Annotated in this window: 15 protein-coding genes and 2 tRNA genes; 4 read left to right on the top strand and 13 right to left on the bottom strand. The window is 68.8% G+C overall.

Annotated elements, in window-relative coordinates:
- Positions 1-237 precede the first annotated feature (237 nt).
- Positions 238-1,386, bottom strand: coding sequence for a glycosyltransferase (locus C8E99_RS01500; RefSeq protein ID WP_115930790.1), 1,149 nt, complete (start codon positions 1,384-1,386; stop codon positions 238-240).
- Positions 1,387-1,736: 350 nt separating this feature from the next.
- Between C8E99_RS01500 and C8E99_RS01495 the strand changes: the two genes are divergently transcribed.
- The gene (locus C8E99_RS01495) at positions 1,737-2,906 is read left to right on the top strand and encodes an S-layer homology domain-containing protein (RefSeq protein WP_170144501.1); all 1,170 of its coding nucleotides are present in this window, start codon (positions 1,737-1,739) and stop codon (positions 2,904-2,906) included.
- A gap of 21 nt (positions 2,907-2,927) precedes the next feature.
- Here C8E99_RS01495 and C8E99_RS15820 read toward each other — a convergent pair whose 3' ends face one another.
- From C8E99_RS15820 to C8E99_RS01455, 9 genes are all read right to left on the bottom strand, one after another.
- Entirely contained in the window at positions 2,928-3,098 is a 171-nt protein-coding gene (locus C8E99_RS15820) for a hypothetical protein (protein WP_170144500.1), read from the bottom strand.
- 152 nt (positions 3,099-3,250) lie between these two features.
- A tRNA-Ile gene (locus C8E99_RS01490) sits at positions 3,251-3,324 on the bottom strand.
- 37 nt (positions 3,325-3,361) lie between these two features.
- Complete coding sequence (locus tag C8E99_RS01485; RefSeq protein WP_245952020.1) at positions 3,362-4,864, bottom strand: lipase maturation factor family protein; 1,503 nt, start codon at positions 4,862-4,864, stop codon at positions 3,362-3,364.
- Between the two features lie 10 nt (positions 4,865-4,874).
- Positions 4,875-6,074 (bottom strand): glycosyltransferase, encoded by a 1,200-nt coding sequence (locus C8E99_RS01480; RefSeq protein ID WP_115930788.1) that lies wholly within the window; start codon positions 6,072-6,074, stop codon positions 4,875-4,877.
- Positions 6,075-6,131: 57 nt separating this feature from the next.
- On the bottom strand, positions 6,132-7,046 hold the full coding sequence (locus C8E99_RS01475; RefSeq protein WP_115930787.1) for a DMT family transporter: 915 nt from the start codon (positions 7,044-7,046) through the stop codon (positions 6,132-6,134).
- Positions 7,043-7,687 (bottom strand): CDP-alcohol phosphatidyltransferase family protein, encoded by a 645-nt coding sequence (locus C8E99_RS01470; RefSeq protein WP_115930786.1) that lies wholly within the window; start codon positions 7,685-7,687, stop codon positions 7,043-7,045. The genes C8E99_RS01475 and C8E99_RS01470 overlap by 4 nt, the downstream gene beginning before the upstream one ends.
- A 29-nt stretch (positions 7,688-7,716) precedes the next feature.
- Complete coding sequence (locus tag C8E99_RS01465; protein WP_115930785.1) at positions 7,717-8,607, bottom strand: phage holin family protein; 891 nt, start codon at positions 8,605-8,607, stop codon at positions 7,717-7,719.
- Between the two features lie 228 nt (positions 8,608-8,835).
- Complete coding sequence (locus C8E99_RS01460) at positions 8,836-9,348, bottom strand: ferritin (RefSeq protein ID WP_115930784.1); 513 nt, start codon at positions 9,346-9,348, stop codon at positions 8,836-8,838.
- Positions 9,349-9,466: 118 nt separating this feature from the next.
- Complete coding sequence (locus C8E99_RS01455) at positions 9,467-10,690, bottom strand: MFS transporter (protein WP_115930783.1); 1,224 nt, start codon at positions 10,688-10,690, stop codon at positions 9,467-9,469.
- A 385-nt stretch (positions 10,691-11,075) separates the two neighbouring features.
- On the opposite strand from C8E99_RS01455, the gene C8E99_RS01450 reads away from it, so the two are divergent.
- Positions 11,076-12,656 (top strand): ATP-binding cassette domain-containing protein, encoded by a 1,581-nt coding sequence (locus C8E99_RS01450; protein ID WP_342767580.1) that lies wholly within the window; start codon positions 11,076-11,078, stop codon positions 12,654-12,656.
- Between the two features lie 37 nt (positions 12,657-12,693).
- Here C8E99_RS01450 and C8E99_RS01445 read toward each other — a convergent pair whose 3' ends face one another.
- Positions 12,694-14,214 (bottom strand): MFS transporter, encoded by a 1,521-nt coding sequence (locus tag C8E99_RS01445; RefSeq protein WP_425452834.1) that lies wholly within the window; start codon positions 14,212-14,214, stop codon positions 12,694-12,696.
- A gap of 117 nt (positions 14,215-14,331) precedes the next feature.
- Here C8E99_RS01445 and C8E99_RS01440 point away from each other — a divergent pair.
- Both C8E99_RS01440 and C8E99_RS01435 read left to right on the top strand, forming a co-directional pair.
- Positions 14,332-14,407 (top strand) — tRNA-Asn (locus C8E99_RS01440).
- Positions 14,408-14,542: 135 nt separating this feature from the next.
- Positions 14,543-15,244 (top strand): PepSY domain-containing protein, encoded by a 702-nt coding sequence (locus C8E99_RS01435; protein WP_115930782.1) that lies wholly within the window; start codon positions 14,543-14,545, stop codon positions 15,242-15,244.
- Between the two features lie 77 nt (positions 15,245-15,321).
- On the opposite strand, the gene dnaG is transcribed toward C8E99_RS01435, so the two are convergent.
- Positions 15,322-17,232, bottom strand: coding sequence for a DNA primase (dnaG, locus tag C8E99_RS01430; protein WP_115930781.1), 1,911 nt, complete (start codon positions 17,230-17,232; stop codon positions 15,322-15,324).
- 9 nt (positions 17,233-17,241) lie between these two features.
- Positions 17,242-18,630, bottom strand: coding sequence for an MFS transporter (locus tag C8E99_RS01425; RefSeq protein ID WP_115930780.1), 1,389 nt, complete (start codon positions 18,628-18,630; stop codon positions 17,242-17,244).
- Positions 18,631-18,702 lie beyond the last annotated feature (72 nt).

Genomic DNA, 18,702 nt, shown 5'->3' with positions numbered 1-18,702 from the left:
GGGCCGGAATGAAGGGGACGACGCCGGCGGCGAGGGCGATGGCGAGGGCAGCGGCACCGTGGCCTCAGAGGCGGGACATTGCCCCCAGCGTTGCGTGCACTGGGGTGTGCGCGTGCCGGATGGCTGGGTGGTCGACGGCTCGGCCTGGGACCGCTACCTCGACCCGCTGGTGCTGCTGGGCTGGTCCGGGCCGTCGATCCTGTGGCCACTCGAGGGCGGGCCACCCGGTAGGGGCAGCTATGCGGAACGGGACCGCCGATCGGCGATGTCCCGGGCCAGGTCCACGAGCGCCCGTGCGGAGGCATCCCAGCTGAACAGGCCGGCACGCTCAACCGCCGCCCGGGAGGCTGCGGCGAAGACCTCAGGATCCTCCAGCTCACGGACCCGGGCCGCCAGCTCGACCGGCGAGGTGTCCGCCGGATGAGCGGCCGCTCCGTCACCGAGGGCGGAAGGCCCGAGGGGCACGAACCGTGCGGCGCCGCCGTCGGGCCCGCCGATCTCCCGGAAGATCTCCGCATCCGAGACCACCACCGGGGTTCCCTGCGCCAGGGCCTCGGCGAGGGGCAGGCCATAACCCTCCGCCCGGGAGAGGGTCACGAGCGCCGTGGCTGAGCGCAACAGCTCAACGTAGTCCTCATCCGTGGTGCCGTGGTGGAAGACCACCGCCTCCTCCTCGGCACCTGACGCGCGGGCCACCTCCACGAGCTCGCATTCCCGGTCAGCGGAGATCCTGGAGAGCAGGTGCAGTCGATAGCCGGGCAAGTGGGCCATGGCCCGGATGAGGGTCTGGACGTTCTTGTAGTCCATGAACGAGCCCATGTAGACCAGCGACAGCTCCGGGGCCCGCTCGGGGTCACGGGGCCGGTCCACCGGCTGCGGCGCATTGCCGATGATGCGGATCTCACGCCGGGTGAGCCGGTGACGCCGCATCAGCGTGCGGGTGGTCTCTGAGACGGTGGCCACGGCGTCGGCCCGGTCCAGGACCAGCCGTTGGGGCCAGTACGCCAGGTGGAAGGCCCTCCAGAGCAGCTTGACCGGCCCCGGCATATCCGCCGGCGGGGTGCGGTGCTGGTAGTAGATCAAGTCATGCAGGGTCAGGATCAGGCCGTAGTCCCGGCCCGCGGAACCCATGGTCTGCATGGGCGAGAAGACGATGTCCGGCCGGTGCGGATTGAGCTGCCGGGCCAGAAACGGTTCGAGCGGGGAGGTCGGGTCCGTGACCTTCACCCACGGCAAGCCTGCCGGCAACATGCCCAGCTGGGCCTCGTCCGAGATGATCATGGTGACCTCCACCGCCGGGGCGAGGCGTGCGGCCGCGGCGATGAGGCTGGCACCGTAGCGCGAGATGCCGTCATGGAATCCGATCCGCGTGTAGCGGGCGTCCATGAACAGGCGTACGGGGCGTTGTTGCGAAAAGCCCGAGGATCGGGCTGCTGAGGGGACCTGGGGCGTCTCGGAGGTCTCGGGGGCTGGCACGGTTCCACGGTACCGGGCAGCAGGGCCCAGGTCGGCGAGGCGCCTGAGGCACAGGTCTCCGGTGAAGCGTGGGACCTTGAGGTGTCAGTTCCATAACAGTGCGATATCCTGACTCCTGGCCCGATGTCATCCGGGCGGGTAGCTCCTGACCCGCCGGTGGGCTGCCGTCCCCGCGCCTCTTTCCCTGGACTTTCCCTGGACACGGCTTGTCCGGCGTGGGACCTGTCATGCTCGTGATTAGCACCTCGAAGGGGACCACTGTGTCTTCATCCGCTCGCCCCACCGCCCCGCTACCCCGCGCACAACGACCCTTCCGGCACCGCCTTGCAGCCTTCATCGGCGCGACGGCCCTGGTGGCCTCCGCCGCCACCGCTGGCGTGGCGGCGGATGTGATGACGGCGCCCCCGACCGCGGCCGCCCAGTGCTCCTCGTCCAACTTCTCCGACGTCAAGAAGACCAACAAGACGTACTACTCCGCCGTGACCTGGGTGTACTGCAACGGAATCACCACGGGTTACGCCAATGGCAGTTACGGCCTGTACCAGAACATCACCCGTGCCGAGGTGGCCACCTTCCTCTTCCGCCAGGTCACCCCGAAGTACATCCAAAACGGGAAAAAGTACTTCACCGACGTGCCCGCAACGGGACAGTACTATTCCGGTCCGATCACCTGGATGGCCCAGGCTGGCGTGTCCACCGGTAATGCCGATCGCTCGTTCGGCGTGACCCGGGACATCACCCGCGGCGAGATGGCGGCTTTCATCTACCGACTGGCGGGGGCCACGAAGAAGGGTCCGAACTACTCCCCCTTCACGGACATGGGCTGGTCCACGTCCTTCTACCACGAGGCCAGCTGGCTACAGGCGAATGGCATCGCCCGCGGCTACGCCGACGGCACCTTCCAACCGCAGCGGAGCATCACGCGCGGCGAAACCGCCATCATGCTCCAGAACGCCCACCGCTTCATCGCCCACCGGGGTGACGTCAGCACCCCCGCCATCAATCCCTTGCCGAACCAGGCGGACAAGCCCTCCACCACAGCCCCGTCCTGGACCTCGACGGTCGTCAGCTGGGCCACCGCCAAGGCGAATGACCCCCGCGCGCAGTATAAGTGGGGCGGCAACGGGCCCTGGGAGTACGACTGCTCGGGTTTCACCGTGGATGCCTTCAAGGCCGCCGGGCGGTCTCTTCCCCGCACCGCGAGGGCCCAGCACGGCGCTGCCACGTCCTATGTGCCCGTCTCCCAGGCGAAGCCCGGCGATTTGGTCTATTGGTCCAGCAACGGCTCCGGTTCCGGGGTATATCACATCGCCGTGGTGATCGGGGGCGGCAAGATCGCCCATTCCCGGAACGAGAAGGAGGGCCTGTCCATCACCAGCATCAACTACAGCCCGTACAACATGCTCCCGCAGGCCGGCCGCTACTACTGAGAGAGCGCCGGCTGGGTCGGGTCAAGACTTCACATCGACCTTGGGACCGCCGGTCAGTGTTCCTCGCACCAAGGCAAACGCCTCTGCCAGTGCTCGGATGGACTTGGGGCTGTCACTCTCCGCGACCTGTTCGGTGATCTTCTGCAGGAGGGCCGTGGCCGCTTCCTCGCGTGCTTCTGTGTAAGCAGACATTCGCTTCTCCCATCTGGTGGATGCCGGTCTGTCCGACTCACTCCACCGTATCCCGCACGGGAGGGCCGACGCGATGTCCCTGCATCCGCCCCTGACGTGGTGCATCCGCTCGGGGGAGGACAAGAAGATGCCACCGAAGATCGCCGTAGAGGTAGGGCGTGCGGGACTTGAACCCGCGACCCAGGGATTATGAGTCCCCTGCTCTGACCAACTGAGCTAACGCCCCTCGGCGCGCGGCTGTGCCGGGCGCGCAAGTGTCCATCCTAGCGGGCGGCGACGGGCCCGATGACGATCCGGCCGTCGTCGCGCATCCAGTAGTGACCGGTCTCGCGGCGCTCCGCACGCGTGGCAAAGCGGTACCGGAAGGACCTCACGCGGATGAATCGCGGCGCCCGGCCGGCGCAGGGATCCTGGCGCAGCAACCGCAGCACGGCCGGGTCCGCCACCAGGAGCCGGGCCAACAGAGTGTGGAACCAGCGCTGGTGGAGACCGCTGAGCGGAAGGAACCACATCATCCAGTCCAACCTCAGGTGGTAGGGCGCCCATTGCCGCGGCCGGCGCCGCACGTCACCGGGCTTGCCCTTGAACTCGTAGGGCCGCCAATCGGCCTCGTCCTCCGGCGGATGGTCCCCGGAGCCTGCCTCAGTGGCTTCGATGACGATCTCGATCCGCTGCCGGGTCACCGAACCGAAGGCCCCGTAGGCGTTGCCCAGTTGCCACCGGTTGAAGGAGGCGTTCATCAACTGGCGGCGGGAGAACAGGTTCCGCAGTGCCGGCACGGACGCCACGATCAGGGCCACCGATCCGGCGAGGACGATCACGGTCCAGTACACGGGGATACCGGCGGCAGACCCTCCGCTCGCCATCCCGGACTCCAGCGCGGCGTCTGCACCCAGGTCCGCTGGCAGGGCCGGGATGAGTCGGTGCAGCACCGAGTCACCGAGGGCCGCGGCGGCGAGGACGATCGTGGCCCAGTTCAGCCAGGCGAAATTGCCGGTCGCCACGAGCCAGAGCTGGGTCAGCATGATCGCTCCGGCACCGACCGAGGCCACCGGCTGGGGCAGGAAGAGCAGGAACGGCACCCCGAGCTGGGCCACGTGGTTGCCGACCACCTCACAGCGGTGCCACCACCGGGGCTTGAGGTGCGCCTGCCGGCTGAGCGGATTCGGCATCGGCTGCGTCTGGTGGTGAAAGTCCAGTGCGGTGAGGTCCCGCCATTCGCTGCCGCCGCGCATCTTGATCATCCCGGCCCCGAATTCGAGGCGGAACACCAGCCAGACCACGAGGATCAGCATCGGTGCTGGCGGCGGCACCTGATGGGAGCCGAGCAGGCCCACCGTGAACCCGGCCTCGAGCAGCAGCATCTCCCAGCCGAAGCCGTAGAACACCTGACCGATGTTCACCACGGACAGGTACAGCCCGTACAGCCCCAGGAACAGTGCGAGCGGCAGCCACGGCGGTCCGGCCTGCGGGATCCCCGCCACCAGGAGTGCGGAGACCGCCATCCCGACGACTCCCAGTACCACCAGACGACGGTCGCTGTAGCCCCAGCGGCGAAAGAGGGTGGGCCCGCGCTGACGTCCGGCTTCCAGCAACTCCGGGGCCGGCAGCAGGCCGCGCTCCCCCAGCAGGGGCCGGAACTGGTTCAGTGTGGACAGGAACGCGACGAGGTACAGGGCCGCGACCCCGCGTTGCAGGATCTCCCGTGCCCATTCGCCGTCAGGGGCCGCGAGCCAGCCCGGCAGGATCTCGGTGAACCACTCCACGCGGCCGATCCTAGAGCAGTGCGCGGACCTCTTCAGCGGTTGCTCCGCGGTAGAGCATCTCGAACAGGTCGATCGTCTTCTCTTGGGAGTGCTGGACCGCGCGGTCGTGGGAGGCGGCTCCCATCCGAGCCCGTTCCTGCTCGGTGGCCGTCAGCACGGCCGCCAGTTTGTTCGCCAGGTCTTGCGGGTCACCCGGCGTGAACAGGTAGCCGTTGTCACCATCCGAGACCAGGTGCGGCAGCGCCAGGGCATCGGCCAAGACGACGGGGCGGGATGCGCTCATGGCCTCGAGGGAGACCAGCGACTGCAGTTCGGCCGTGCCGGGCTGGCAGAAGACGTCGGCGCGCAGGTAGACCCGGTGCAATTCGGCGTCACTGACGTGACCGAGGAAATGCACCCGATCCGCCAGCCCCAGCTCGTCCACGAGGGCGCGCAGGCCGGTGCCCTGTTCACCGTCGCCCACGATCTCCAGGTGTGCCCCCACCGTGGCGGCCAGCTCGCCGATGGCCCGGATGAGCACGTCCACGTTCTTCTCCACCGCGAGGCGGCCCACGAACAGGACCGTCGGGTGGTCCCGGCGCTCGACGGTCTCCCCCGGGGCCAACTCGTACGCGGAGGAGTCGATGCCGTTGGAAATGGGCAGCACATAGTCCAGGTTGGCATTCTCGGCCATGGTCTTCGCCGCCAGCGCCGTGGGCGTGGTGACGGCGGCGGTCTTGCGCATCAGGCGGCCCATGTCCCGCCAGGAGTTCTTGGACACGATGTTCAGGAACCACTGCGGGAACGGCAGGAAGGGCTCCAGGTTCTCCGGCATGAAGTGGTTGGTGGAGATGGTGCGGATGCGCCGCTTCTCCGCCTCCTTGATGGCGGCCTCGCCGATCATGTAGTGGCACTGCACGTGCACCACGTCCGGGCGGATCTCCTCGAGCAGGGCCCCGATGGACTGACTGGCGTGCCGCCGGGACACGAGCCGGTAGGACTCGTGGGTGGGCGCGGCCACGGACTGCAGCCGGTGGACGGTTGCCTCGTCGTTGTACTGGATGGAGTCGGGTCCGGACTCGTTGCGGGCGGCGACCACGTGGACCTCGTGGCCGCGCGCATGCAGGGCCCGGGCCAGCCGGTAGCAGAAGACAGAGGCCCCGTTGACGTCCGGCGGGTAGGTGTCCGCCGCGATGAGGACCTTCAGTTTGCGGTCGGTTGCTGCCGTCACGGGCAAGGGGCTCCTGTCTGGTGGGGGTGCCGACTCCGCTCGGAACCGGGGGCCGTACTAGTCCTCGGCCGGCGCACTGGCCGCTCGGCGACGTTGTTCGCGGCGCTTGAGCACGTCCGGGTGATGACGTGACAAGGCAACGACTCCGAGCGTAGCAATGGCGGCCGCCACGACCATGCATAAACCCACCCACCAGGGCAGATTCGGTTGTAGCTCGCCCAACACGATGATGCCGGTGAGGACACCGACCATCGGGTCGACCACCGTCAGGCCGGCGACCACGAGGTCCGGCGGGCCGTGCCGATGCGCCATCTGGACGAAATAGACGCCCAGGAGCCCGGCCATCGCCATGATGCTCAGCTGATACCAGGGAATGCCAAGCAGTCCGCCGGCATCACCGCGGAGCAGATGGATCGAGGCCAGTCGCACGAAGACCGCCACGAAGCCGAACAGCACGCCGGCGCCGAGAATGAACAGGAAGGCGCTGGGCCGGCGTCGGGACATCACCGCCACGAGGGCCAAGACGGCCGTGGCGGTGAGAGCGACGATCGCCGTGAGGTGCTCCTGCCTCAGCGTGGGCGCCGGATTCTCCTCCGTGGCGAGGATGGCGATGAGCACGAATCCCGCTGAGCCCGCCACGCACGCGGCAATGGCCCAGATCGTGACGCGGTTGAGCTTCAGGCGCTGGATCCGGGCGTTGAGCAACGTAGTGATGACCACGGCGATGGCACCGATCGGCTGCACCACCGTCAGCGGGGCGGTGGCCAGGGCGTAGACGTTGAGGATGATCCCCAGGACCATCAGGGCACCGCCGGCCAGCCACACAGGGGAACCGAAGAGGGTCAGGAACCCGGACCGGGGATGGATGCGGAGGTAGGCCTCGTGGCGGCGGACGCCGACGGACTGGCGTTCACTGCCCAGGGCCAGGCAGCAGGCGGCCACCAGCGCCGCCAGGATGGAGAGCCACTTCATGCGAGGGACCAGCTGGCCCGGTCTCGGGGGTCGATGCCCCGTTTCCGGAGTTCGCGGTGCTTGCGCACGCAGCCAGCCAGGTAGTCCCCTGCAGCCCAGATGTGGCCGGCGCAGCCGAGCGCCAGCAGGACGGTGGCGGCCACCGTGAGGGCGTCCTCGGCCAGCCCGGGCACCTGTCCCAGGAGCAGCATCGGCGTGCCCACGAGCAACAGTGCCGTGCGGATCTTGCCGAGGACGGTCACCTCGAGTTCAGGGCTGCCCCGGAACAGGATGAGGGCGGTGATCCCCAGGACCAAGTCCGGGGCCAGGACGCTGACCACCAGCCACAGCGGGGCAATCCCGGCGAGCACCATGGTCACCACGATGACCATGAGGGACACCCGGTCCGCCATCGGGTCGAGCCACTGGCCCACCGTGGAGATCTGATTGAAGCGGCGGGCGATGTAGCCGTCCACCCAGTCAGTGCAGGAGAGCACCGCGAGCACGATGAAGGCGGCCAGGTACTGCTGCGAGAAGACGAGCCAGACGAAGAACGGGACCAGGCAGAACCGCGCGACCGTGATGACATTCGGGACGGTCCAGAACCGGTCCGTGATCACGTAGTCGATATCGTCCCGGGTACCCGCACCGATCAATCGCATGGAGTGACTCGCGCCCGCCGTGGGCGCAGCTACTTCTTGAGCTGGCGGGCGAACACGGCGACGGCCGTGGTCGCGGCACCGAGCATCGCCAGCGGCTGCCACCGGTCCTTCACGAACTCGCCGGCGTCGTTGGCCTTCTGGCCAGCGCGGGCGCCGGTGTGGTGCGGAGCGGTCGGCGAGGTCGGATCCGGCTCGGTGGAACCGGCGCCGGACGAATCGCCCTTGAACTGGGAGGTGAAGGCGGAGAACTGGGACTTGAGGTCCGTCTTCTCCTCCAGGCCCGAGCGGATGTCACCCAGGTGCTGACGCCGCAACTGGGTGCGGCGGCGCAACTCGGCGTAGGACGGGCTCTGGACCGTGGCATGCTGCGGGGCCTCGCCACGCTTTCGGGCTGCCTTGTCCTCTGCATCCGCGGCCTTGCGGCGTTCGGCATCGCGGGCGGCGGCGACCTTCTTCTCCTCGGCCTTCTGGGCCTCGAGGCGGTCGAACTCCGCCGGATCGAAGGCGTTGCCCTCCTTGAGGTACCCCACGTCGTACTTCACGCCCTGGATGGTCTCCGCCGGGACCAGCGGCATGGCCGCCTTCACGCGGAACACCCCGATGAGGAGGAAGATCAGGGCGACCAGCAGGGCGCCGGCCGCCACCATGAGGGCGGAGAACCAGATGGGCCGGTCCTGGGCGAATCCGCCGATCATCGCGACGATCAGTGCCACCACCATGATGAACAGGAAGACCAGGCCGACGACGGCGAGGCCGACCCCGATCCCGGCGGTGATCGCCTTCTTGCCCATCTGGCTCTTGACCATGGCCAGCTCGTCCTTGAGCTGCAGGGGAAGTAGGCGGCCCGCCGTGGTCACCAGGTCTGGCAATGAGCTCGAGCGGGTCTGGTCCGTCACGCGGGGAGAACTCTGGTTGGCCATGTGAGTGTGCCTTCCCTGTGGTCTACGACTGGAATTCGGTGCTGTCCCGGACGGGTCCGGGCAGGTCAAACCTACCACCGACCGTCCTTTCCCAGAGATCACCCCAGCGCTTTCACTTGACACTTCAAGCTATGCGAGTAGGGTCGAGCTGAGCCGGCGCCCCCTCTCCCCCCTGATGAGCGGCGCCGGCTTCCTCGATCTCCGGTCGGGTCTCCCCGGGGACGGTCATCAGGCCTCGGTGGTCCCCACGGAACGCGAGCCCAGCTCGGCGTCCAGGCGCAACAGGCCGGCGCCGTCATTGCCGATGAGCTTGATGCGGCCGATGATCTCGCTGACCGTGGCCTCTTCCTCGATCTGCTCGTCCACGAACCAGTTCAGCAGCGGGCGGGAGTCCAGGTCACCGGCGGCCTCGGTCTCGCGGTACAGGTCGCGGATGGCGTTGGAGACCTTGACCTCGTTGGCCAGGGACTCCTCGAAGATCTCCAGCGGGCTTAGGCCGGCCCGCACCACGGGGGCGTTGATCGCGCCGATCTCGGCATGGTTGCCGCGGTCCACCACGTGGTCGATGAACTTGTTGGCGTGGACGATCTCCTCGTCGGCCTGGTGGCGCAACCAGGAGCCGAACCCGGTCAGGTCCTGCTCGTCCGCCTCGATGGCCAGCTGGCGGTAGGCCAGGGAGGACTCGAACTCGAGGGTGATCTGTTCGTTGAACTTCTTCAGGAGGTCTTCTGAGATCTTCATGAGACCACAGTAGAACCGCACGAGCACCTTGTCACCGAAGGAAAGGCTCTGCTAAAGAAGGCAAGGCTGGGCTCATCCCCGCCTCCCATGGGCCGATGCGCCGATGCGCGAAAGCGGGTCAGAACCGGGCCGCCGGGGAACTGACGCGATGGCTCAGGACCAACTGGAGGGCGGAGACGGCCATCACCACCACGATGGCGGCAGTCCAGTCCCCCAGCAGGCCGTTCATCAGACCCAGGCCGAAGGGACCGAGAGCAGCTCCCAGGTAGCCCAGTGACTGGGCCAGCGTGGACAGCGCCGTGGTCTCGGCCGAAGTGTCCCCGCTGCGGCTGATCAGGAGCATCAGCAGTGGGAACACGCAGAATCCGAGCCCCATGAGGATGGAGGTGCCGATGACCCAGTCCACCGGGGCCAGCAGCAGGACCACGTAACCGGCCAGGGAGGCGCCGCAGGTGATCATGAAGGCCGTGCGCAGCAGCCAGGGACGGCCGGCGAGCGTCAGCAGCACCATCATCGTGGGGATGCCGACGAGCTGCATCAGGCCCAGCATCAGCCCGGCCGTGGTGGCGTCCAGCCCCCGGGAGATGAGGATGTGCGGGTACCAACCGAGGACTCCGTACGCCAGGAATGCCTGAGCGGCGAACAGTGCCGTGAACAGCTGGCCCTTGCGTGTCCTCAACAGGGCCCACGGCGAGACGTAGGGCACGTCCCGGCGCCCGGCCCAGTCCCCGGACAGCCGGCTGCGCACCGCCAGTGGGACGAACACCGCGAGCGCTACGGCGGCCGGGACCGCCCAGGCGGCCAGACCTGCGGTGGGTGAATCCAGTCCGCGGGCCACGGGGACGGCGAGCGCTGCCGCCGAGGTGGCGCCGATCGTCATGGAGACCGTGTACATCCCCGTCATCGTGGCGGCCCTGGCTCCGTGGTGCTGGCGGATGTACGTCGGCATCGCCACATTGCAGACGGCCAGGCCGCACATGCCGATCACGGTGCCGACCAGCAGCAGGGCGGTGGACTCGTAGACACGCAGGGCCAGTCCCCCGGTGAGCAGCGCCAGGGCCAGCGCGATGGCCGGTTCCAGCCCGCACCGACGCACCAGCCAGGCGGTGCCCGCGCCGGCCACCGCGAAGCACAGCACGGGGATGGTCGGCAGCAGGGAGGCGGTGAGCGGCCCATAACCGAGCAGGTTCTGCAGGTCCTCGAACAACGGCCCGGCCGAGGCGATCCCGGCCCGCAGGTTCAGGCCGATCAGCACGACGGCGAGAACGGACACCATCGCGGAGCGGGTCCGCCGGCCGGCCGGTCCGGAGGATTCGGGTGGCCCTCCGGGCGTGCTCGTCATGGCTTGAGACTAGTCCAGCCCCACGGAGGCAACGGTCCACAACGGACGGGCCCAGACAAGTACGGACGAGAACAAACCAGAACAGACGAGACCTGATTATGATGGTCCGCATGGTTCACACCAGCATCGCGATGATCAGGATACGTCCCGGCCGCTGACGGCGGCCCGGTGAGACACCCCACGATCAACTGATCCACCCCGACCGCCGTCCCGGTTCCCGCCGGGCGGTCCTTTGACGTGCCCGGCTCCCTGACGAGTCGAAAGCACTACCGTGAACCCACGTTTCCCTGACCCTTCCTCCCCTGTTTCCTCCTCGACCAGCCACGGCACGGAGACGGCACTTCCCGCGGGCGCAGCTGCTCATCTTCGTGCGGACGGCCTCTGCGTGGTGCGCGGCGGCCGGGAGATCCTCCGTGACGCCAGCGTCACCGTCTCCGCCCGTTCCCGCCTCGCCATCGTCGGCGAGAACGGCCGCGGCAAGAGCACCCTGCTGCACGTCCTCGCCGGAACCCTGAGGCCCGACGCCGGCTCGGTCACCCGGGTGGGCACGCTCGGCGTGGCCGAGCAGACCCTCGACGCCGGCCCCGGCCAGACCGTAGGCACGCTCGTGGGCGAGGCGATCGGGGCCTCACAGCGGGCCCTGACCGCCCTGGACGCTGCCGCCGAAGCCCTGGCCCTGGGCTCGGCCGGTGCGGACGATGACTATGCGGCCGCCCTGGAGAGGGCCACGCTCCTCGACGCCTGGGACGCCGAACGCCGGGTGGACATGGCGCTGGCGGCGTTGGATGCCGTGACGGACCGGTCCCGCCTGCTCGCGGAGTTGTCCGTGGGCCAGAGGTACCGGGTCCGGCTGGCCTGCGTGCTCGGTGCGCGATATGACCTGCTGCTGCTGGACGAGCCGACCAATCACCTCGATGCCGGCAGCCTGGACTTCCTGACCGCGAGCCTGCGCGAGCATCCCGGGGGGCTGGCTCTGATCTCCCACGACCGGACCCTGTTGCGGGATGTGGCCGAGGAGTTCCTCGACGTGGACCCCAGCGTGGATGGCCGGCCCGCCCTCTACGCCGGCGGCTATGAGGGCTGGCAAGCGGGCCGGACCGCAGCCCGTGAACGCTGGGTGCAGGCCCATGAGGCCCAACGGGCCGAGCACCACCGCCTGGCCGAGGCCGCCGACGCGGCGCGGGACCGGCTGGAATCCGCGTGGCGACCGGACAAGGGCCATGGCAAGCACCAACGCCAGAGCCGGGCACCCGGCGTCGTGCAGGCCGTGAAGCGGCGCCAGGCAGACCTGGAGGCACACCGCATCTCCGTGCCCGAACCACCGGCACAGCTGTCCTTCCCGGACCTGGCGGTGCGGACCGGACAGCCGTTGGTGCACTGCAGCGGCGTGACGGTGGCCGGCCGGCTGAGGCGGCCGGTGGACGTGCGGCTGGCCGGAGGTGAGCGCCTGCTCGTGACCGGTCCCAACGGGGCGGGCAAATCCACCCTGCTGGAGTTGCTGGCCGGCGGGCTCGCACCGGATACCGGCGAGGTGCGGCAATCCTCTGGGGCCCGGATCGCGCTGGTCGGCCAGGAACCCCCTGCCTGGCCGGTGCGGTTGCTCGCCCACGAGCTGTACCGGGACCATGTGCACCGGCTGCTCGCGGCCGGCACCCACTCTGAGGCGGACCTGGTGCCGCTGGGTGCCACCGGGCTGTTGGACCCGGAGGCACTGCGTACCCCGGTCGGCGCCCTGTCCGCCGGGCAGCGGAGCCGGCTGCACCTGGCTCTGCGACTGGCGGAGCGACCGGACCTCCTGCTGCTGGACGAGCCCAGCAACCACCTGTCCGCTCCGGTGGTGGACGCCCTCACCGAGGCGCTGCTGGTCACCCGGGCCGCCGTCGTCGTCGCGACGCACGACCGGCAACTGCTGCGCGACCTGGGCACCTGGCCCCACCTTCAGCTGGAGGGTCCCGACGGCGGGTGATGGCCGTGACAGGGCGTGACGGACTGCGCCGGCCCGGCTAGTGATTGCTCTCGTAGGCGCTGGCCGGGGTTCCGGGGCCGTAGTGGCGCAGGAGCCACCCGGTGGCTACAGCGCACACCGCGACGACGGCGGTGATGATGGCGAGCACGGTCACGAACGCCGTGTCATACGCGGCGCCCGCGGCGGCCAGCACGGCCGGATCACCGGGGGCCACCGTCACGGCCTGGGACATGCTGTCCGCCGCTCCCGCCGGGGCGCCGGCCGGCAGCTGGACGGTCACGGTGTAGACGAGGGTGGCGAGGCTGCCGAGGATCGCGACGGCGAGCAGGTTGCCGAACTCGTAGGACACCTCCTCCACGGAGGAGGCCATGCCGGCCTGACGGGCCGGGACGTTGCCGATGATCGCCGTGGACGCCACGGACATGGCCGCGCCCATGCCAGCACCGGTCAGCACCAGGCCGGTGACCAGCAGGCCCAGGTGGGTCGTGGCACCGAGGGTGGCCAGGGTCATGCCGAGCGTACCGAGGATGAAGCCGCCGGTGATGAGCGTGCGCAGGCCGAGTACGTGCAGCGTGGCCCCTCCGGCGAGGGAGGTGAGAAGAGACCCTGCGGCGAGGGCGGCGACCAGGAGCCCGGATTGGAGCGGCGTGTAGCCCTCGACCAGTTGGAAGCGCTGGGTGGTGACCAATTGCACGCCGCCGATCACGAACATCGAGCAGGCCGCCGCCAGGAACCCGGCGGAGAAGGCCCGGTTGCGGAAGACAGCGAAGTCGAGGACGGGATCGTCCAGCCGGTGTTGGCGCCGGACGAACAGCCAGGCTCCGGCCACGGCGCAGGCGGCGGTGACCGTCAACAGTGGTCCCGAGGGATCCGGGCCGGTGGCCTCCTTGATCGCGAAGACGGCTCCGGTGAGGGCGACCATGGCGTGCAGGGATGACAGCGCGTCCCAGGACTTGGACCGGTCCGGGCGGGCTCGCGGTGCCACCCAGGGAGTCAGGGCCAGGGCGCCCAGGACGACCGGGACGTTGATGAGGAACACGGACCCCCACCAGAAGTGCTCCAGCAGCAGCCCGCCGACGATCGGTCCCAGTGCCGCCCCGACCACGGAGATGCTCCCCCAGACCCCGATGGCGACATTGCGCTGGCGGACGTCATCGAAGCCGATGCGGATCAGGGCCAGGGTGGCCGGCATCATGCACGCCGCGCCCACGGCCAACAGGGCCCGTGAGGCGATCAGGACGGTGACTCCGGGCGCGAAGGCCGCCACGAGGGAGGCGGCCCCGAACAGCACCAGGCCGATGAGGAAGAGCCGGCGATGGCCGTACCGGTCCCCCAGCGTCCCCGCCCCCAGGAGCAGTCCGCACATCACGAGCGGATAGGCGTTGATGATCCACAGTGACTCCGAGGCCGTGGCCCCGAGCTCGGCCGTCAGGGTCGGCAGCGCGGTGTAGAGGATCGTGTTGTCCAGGGTGATCAGCAGTACCCCGGCGCTGACCGCGACCAGCAGCAGCCACCGGCGCAACGGTGTCATCTCGGCGGGCGTGGAGGACGTGGTCACCGCAAAACTCTAACCGCGCCGGGCGCCGGCAGGATTCCCTGCGCCGATTTCACAGTTCCGCCGAACTTCGGTACAGTGGAACCCGCTGTCATGCAGTTCCACGAACAGCACCAGCGGTCCCCCGTAGCTCAATTGGCAGAGCATTCGACTGTTAATCGAAGGGTTACTGGTTCGAGTCCAGTCGGGGGAGCCACACTCGCAAGGTCCCCATCCTGATCCCAGGATGGGGACCTTCGTGCTTCCGCCGCCGAGGGCTCGGTGGGCCCTTCTCATCGGCGCTTCATCGGCCTCTCATGACCGGCTCATGCCGATTTGGCACACTGGTGCCATGATGCAGAACAAGGTAGCGACCAAGGTAGCCCAGAGCACGTTCACCCAGACCCTCGCGTGGACCGGGACCGGCGTCCTGGCCCTGGCCCTGCTGACCGGCTGTTCGGTGGCCGAACCGGACAACTCTGATGACACCGCCACTACGGCCACGTCCGGCGCTGCGGCGGAGACGTCAAGCGCCACCGGTGACAGCACGGACGGGGCGACCGGCGATCAGTCGGCGTCCGCCTCCGCTTCGGCCACCGATGCCAGCACGTCCACGTCCGGCGAGACCACCGCTGCGGTGGCCGGGGACGACCCGGTGTTCGCGGCCATCGATGCGTTCCTCGCCGAGCAGGAGGGCGCCCTCATCGTGGAGATCGACCTGGACGACAACGACACGCGCTATGACATCGAGGCCGTCGTCGGCGACCAGATCCTCGACTTCGACGTCACCCTGGACGGCGAGGTCCGCGAGGACACCGATGATGACGACGACGATGATCAGGACGATATCCGCCGCGCCCAGGAAGCCGACATCACCGCCGAGGAGGCCGCCCGTGCCGCACTGGAGGGGCGCGACGGCAGCACCATCGACAGCCTGAGCCTGGATGACGATGACAATGCCCTGCACTGGGAGGTCGAGCTCGACAACGCCCAGGGCGAGGACGACGACCTGCACGTCGACGCCATGACCGGCGCGGTCACCAGCGACAACTGACCGGTCAGCCCCTGCGCGCCCGGCTCGAAGGCCGGCGCGTGGTCGGCATGGTGCCGGCACCGAGCCGGAACCGGGGATCAGTCCCGGGCGCGTAGGGACCGGCGCTTCATCTCCAGGTCCACCAGCTGGCGGTTCAGCGCGGCGAACTCCGCTGGATCGCCCTGGGGGCCCAAGCGCTGCAGCCGGCCCATGAGGTCGCCCTTCTGGTGGGTGATCTGCAGCTCGAACAGCCGGTTCATGATGTCCCGGCAGTACCGCACCAGGTCCTCCGAGGTCCGGGCCGGCAACGGCGTCACGGCCAGTTCGCTGACGAGTGATCCCAGTTCGGCCGGAACCTCCTGGCGGACCTGCTCCACCCACTGTGACGGGGTGGCACCGGCCATGCCGGCAGCACGGATTCCGGAGTGGATGACGGCATAGGCGGGCACTTTGAAGTCGGCGGCGTAGAACGCCTGCCACTGCTCAGCCGAGAGCAGGGTGGGCTGCTGGAGCACCACCTCGAGGGCTTCCTTCTCCATGCGGGCCGCCGGATCGCGCACGTCCGGGCGCTGAAAGCCCGGCTCCGCTCCCCCGGGCCGGCCGGCGTCGCCCGCGGTGCCGTGGCCCGCCGACCGGCCGTCGTCGGACCGTCCCCGGCGATGTCCCGACGCCGGCGAGGCCGCCGCACGCTGCGCGCTCTGCACCGCGCGGTGCACGGTGGCCGGCTCCATGCCGAGCCAACCGGCCAGCTCACGCTCATAGCCGGGGCGGACGACGGAGTCGCGGATGCCGGCGACGATGGGGGCAGCGTGCCGGAGGGCACCGGTGCGGCCCTCCACGGTGTCCAGGTTGAAGTTCTTCATCCCCGCCTTGATGGCGAACTCGAACAGCGGGCGGCGCGAGTCGATCAGCGCCACGACCGCCTCCGGACCCTTGTCCTGACGCAGGTCACAGGGGTCCATCCCTGACGGTTCCACGGCAACGAAGGTCTTGGCGAGGAACTTGTTGTCCTCCTCGAAAGCCCGCAGCGCGGCCTTCTGCCCCGCAGCATCCCCATCGAAGGTGAAGATGATCTCCCCGCCCGTGCCGTCGTCCGAGATCAGCCGGCGGGCGATCTTGACGTGGTCCGAGCCGAAGGCGGTGCCACAGGTCGCGACGGCGGTGTCCACGCCGGACAGGTGCGCGGCCATGACATCCGTGTAGCCCTCGACGACCACGAGCTGGCGCTTCTTGGCGATGTTCCGCTTGGCCAGGTCGATCCCGTAGAGCACTTGGGACTTCTTGTAGAGAGCAGTCTCCGGGGTGTTGAGGTATTTGGGGCCGGGGTCGTCCTCGAAGAGCTTGCGGGCACCAAAGCCGATGGTCGCCCCAGTCATGTCCCGGATGGGCCAGACCAGCCGGCCCCGGAAGCGGTCATAGATGCCGCGCTGGCCTTCGGAGAACAACCCCGTGAGCCTCAGCTCGTCCTCACGGAAGCCCTTGCGCTGCAGGTGCTTGAGCACGTTGTCCCAGCCCTGCGGGGCGTAGCCGACACCGAAGTGTTGGGCGTGCTCGGCGGTGAAGCCGCGGCCGGCGAGGAACTGTTGGGCGGTGGCCGCACCGGAAGTGCCCAGCTGGTCCCGGAAGTACTCATCCGCGATCTTGTTGGCCTCGAGCAGCCGCTGGCGGCGGCCGACCTGCTCCTTGTCCGGGCCGGAGCCGCCGTCCTCGTAGTGCAGCTCGATGTTGGCCCGCGCGGCCAGCCGCTCGACGGTCTCGGCGAAGGTGGTGTGCTCCATCTTCATCAGGAACGCGATGGCATCGCCGGACTCCCCACAGCCGAAGCAGTGATAGGTACCGACCGAGGGGCGGACATGGAAGGAGGGGCTGCGCTCATCATGGAAGGGGCACAGTCCCTTGTAGGATCCGACGCCGGCGCTGCGCAGCGTCACGAAGGCATCCACGACTTCTTTGAGGTCCGATCGCTCGCGGACAAGATCGATGTCCTCGCGTTTGATCAGGCCTGCCATGCAGACAGTCTAGGCCGAGACCTGCTCCCGGTCGTCGCTGTCCACAGGTGCGGGTTCGCCCTGGCCCCTGCCCTGGCCACGTCGCATGGTCCGCATCCCGCTCACGGCCACCCCGCCGAGGGCTCCGGCCACGGCGAAGCCGAAGAATCCCCAGGGGTAGGCGATGCCGGCGGCCACGAGGGTGCCACCCATGATCGGCCCGGAGATGGCACCGAGGCGCCCCACCCCGGCGGCCATACCCAGGGCGGTGCCGCGGACCTTCGGCGGGTAGTTGGTCGCGGCGAACGCGTAGACGAGGTTCTGGGCGGAGAACACGAAGCAGCCGGTGATGAAGATCATCACGTAGATGCCCAGCAGCGGCATCTTGATGGCCAGGGCGGCCAGCAGGATGGCGGAGCCGATGAACCAGAGGATGGCGGCGTTGCGGGGGGTGATGGCATCGCCGACCTTGCCGGCGATGATCAGGCCGATCACGGCGCCGGCGTTGAGGACCACGAGGAAGCCGAGGGAGTTGCCGAGATCGTAGTCGGCCTCGCGCATGATCTGCGGCAACCAAGTGTTCAGGCCGTAGACCAACAGCAGGCCCATGAAGGAGGCGATCCACATGAAGACGGTGTTGCGGCGGTACGTGGCGGAGAGCAGCAGCGCGGCACCCTGCTTCTCACTGTCAGCCCGCTCCGGGGAGGCGTCAGCGAAGGCACGCTCGGGCTCCTCCTCGATCTCCACACCGTAGTGGTCCGCCACCCGGCGAGCCTCCTCCATGCGGCCCCGGGAGACCAGGAAGTCCGGGGACTCCGGCAGGTAGCGCCACATCAGCGGTACCAGGACCAACGCCGGCAGGCCGCCGATGAAGAACATCTCACGCCAGCCGGAGACGGTCTCACTGGCGGCCCAGATGGCCAGAAGTGCGGTGATCACGGCGCCCACGTGGTAGCCGGTCATCATCAGGGTGGTGGCGTTGGAGCCCTTCTTGTGACCGGCGAACTCGGTGACCATGGAGATGCCGGTGGGCAGGCAGCCACCCAGGCCGAGGCCGGCCAGGAAGCGCAGGAGGCCGATGGTGGTCGCGTCCTGGGCGAATCCGGTGACGAAGGTCAGGATGGAGAAGGCGATCACGGCGCCGATCAGCAGCTTGCGGCGGCCGAACTTGTCCGTCAGCCAGCCCATGCCCAGGGCGCCGATCATCATCCCGACCAGGCCGGCGGTGGCGATCACGGTGCCGGTGCCGTTGTCGATGCCCATGGAGGTGTCCGAGGTGAGCATGGGCAGGGTGGCGCCCAGGACGACGGCGTCGAAGCCGTCGAGCAGGACGGCGAACCAGCACAGGGGCGCGACCCAGTTGCGTCCGCGCAACACGAGTGAGCCGGACCCGGATCGGGCGGGGGTGGACGTGGTCATGGGACCTCCGAGATGAGACGGTCAGGGTTTCGCGGGCGGCCGGATTGAGTCCTGCGTCATGGGTGTCCATGA

The organism is Citricoccus muralis (genome assembly GCF_003386075.1).
Classification (GTDB): domain Bacteria; phylum Actinomycetota; class Actinomycetes; order Actinomycetales; family Micrococcaceae; genus Citricoccus; species Citricoccus muralis.
Note: the sequence above shows the minus strand (reverse complement) of the source record. Positions and strands in the feature narration are given on the sequence as shown.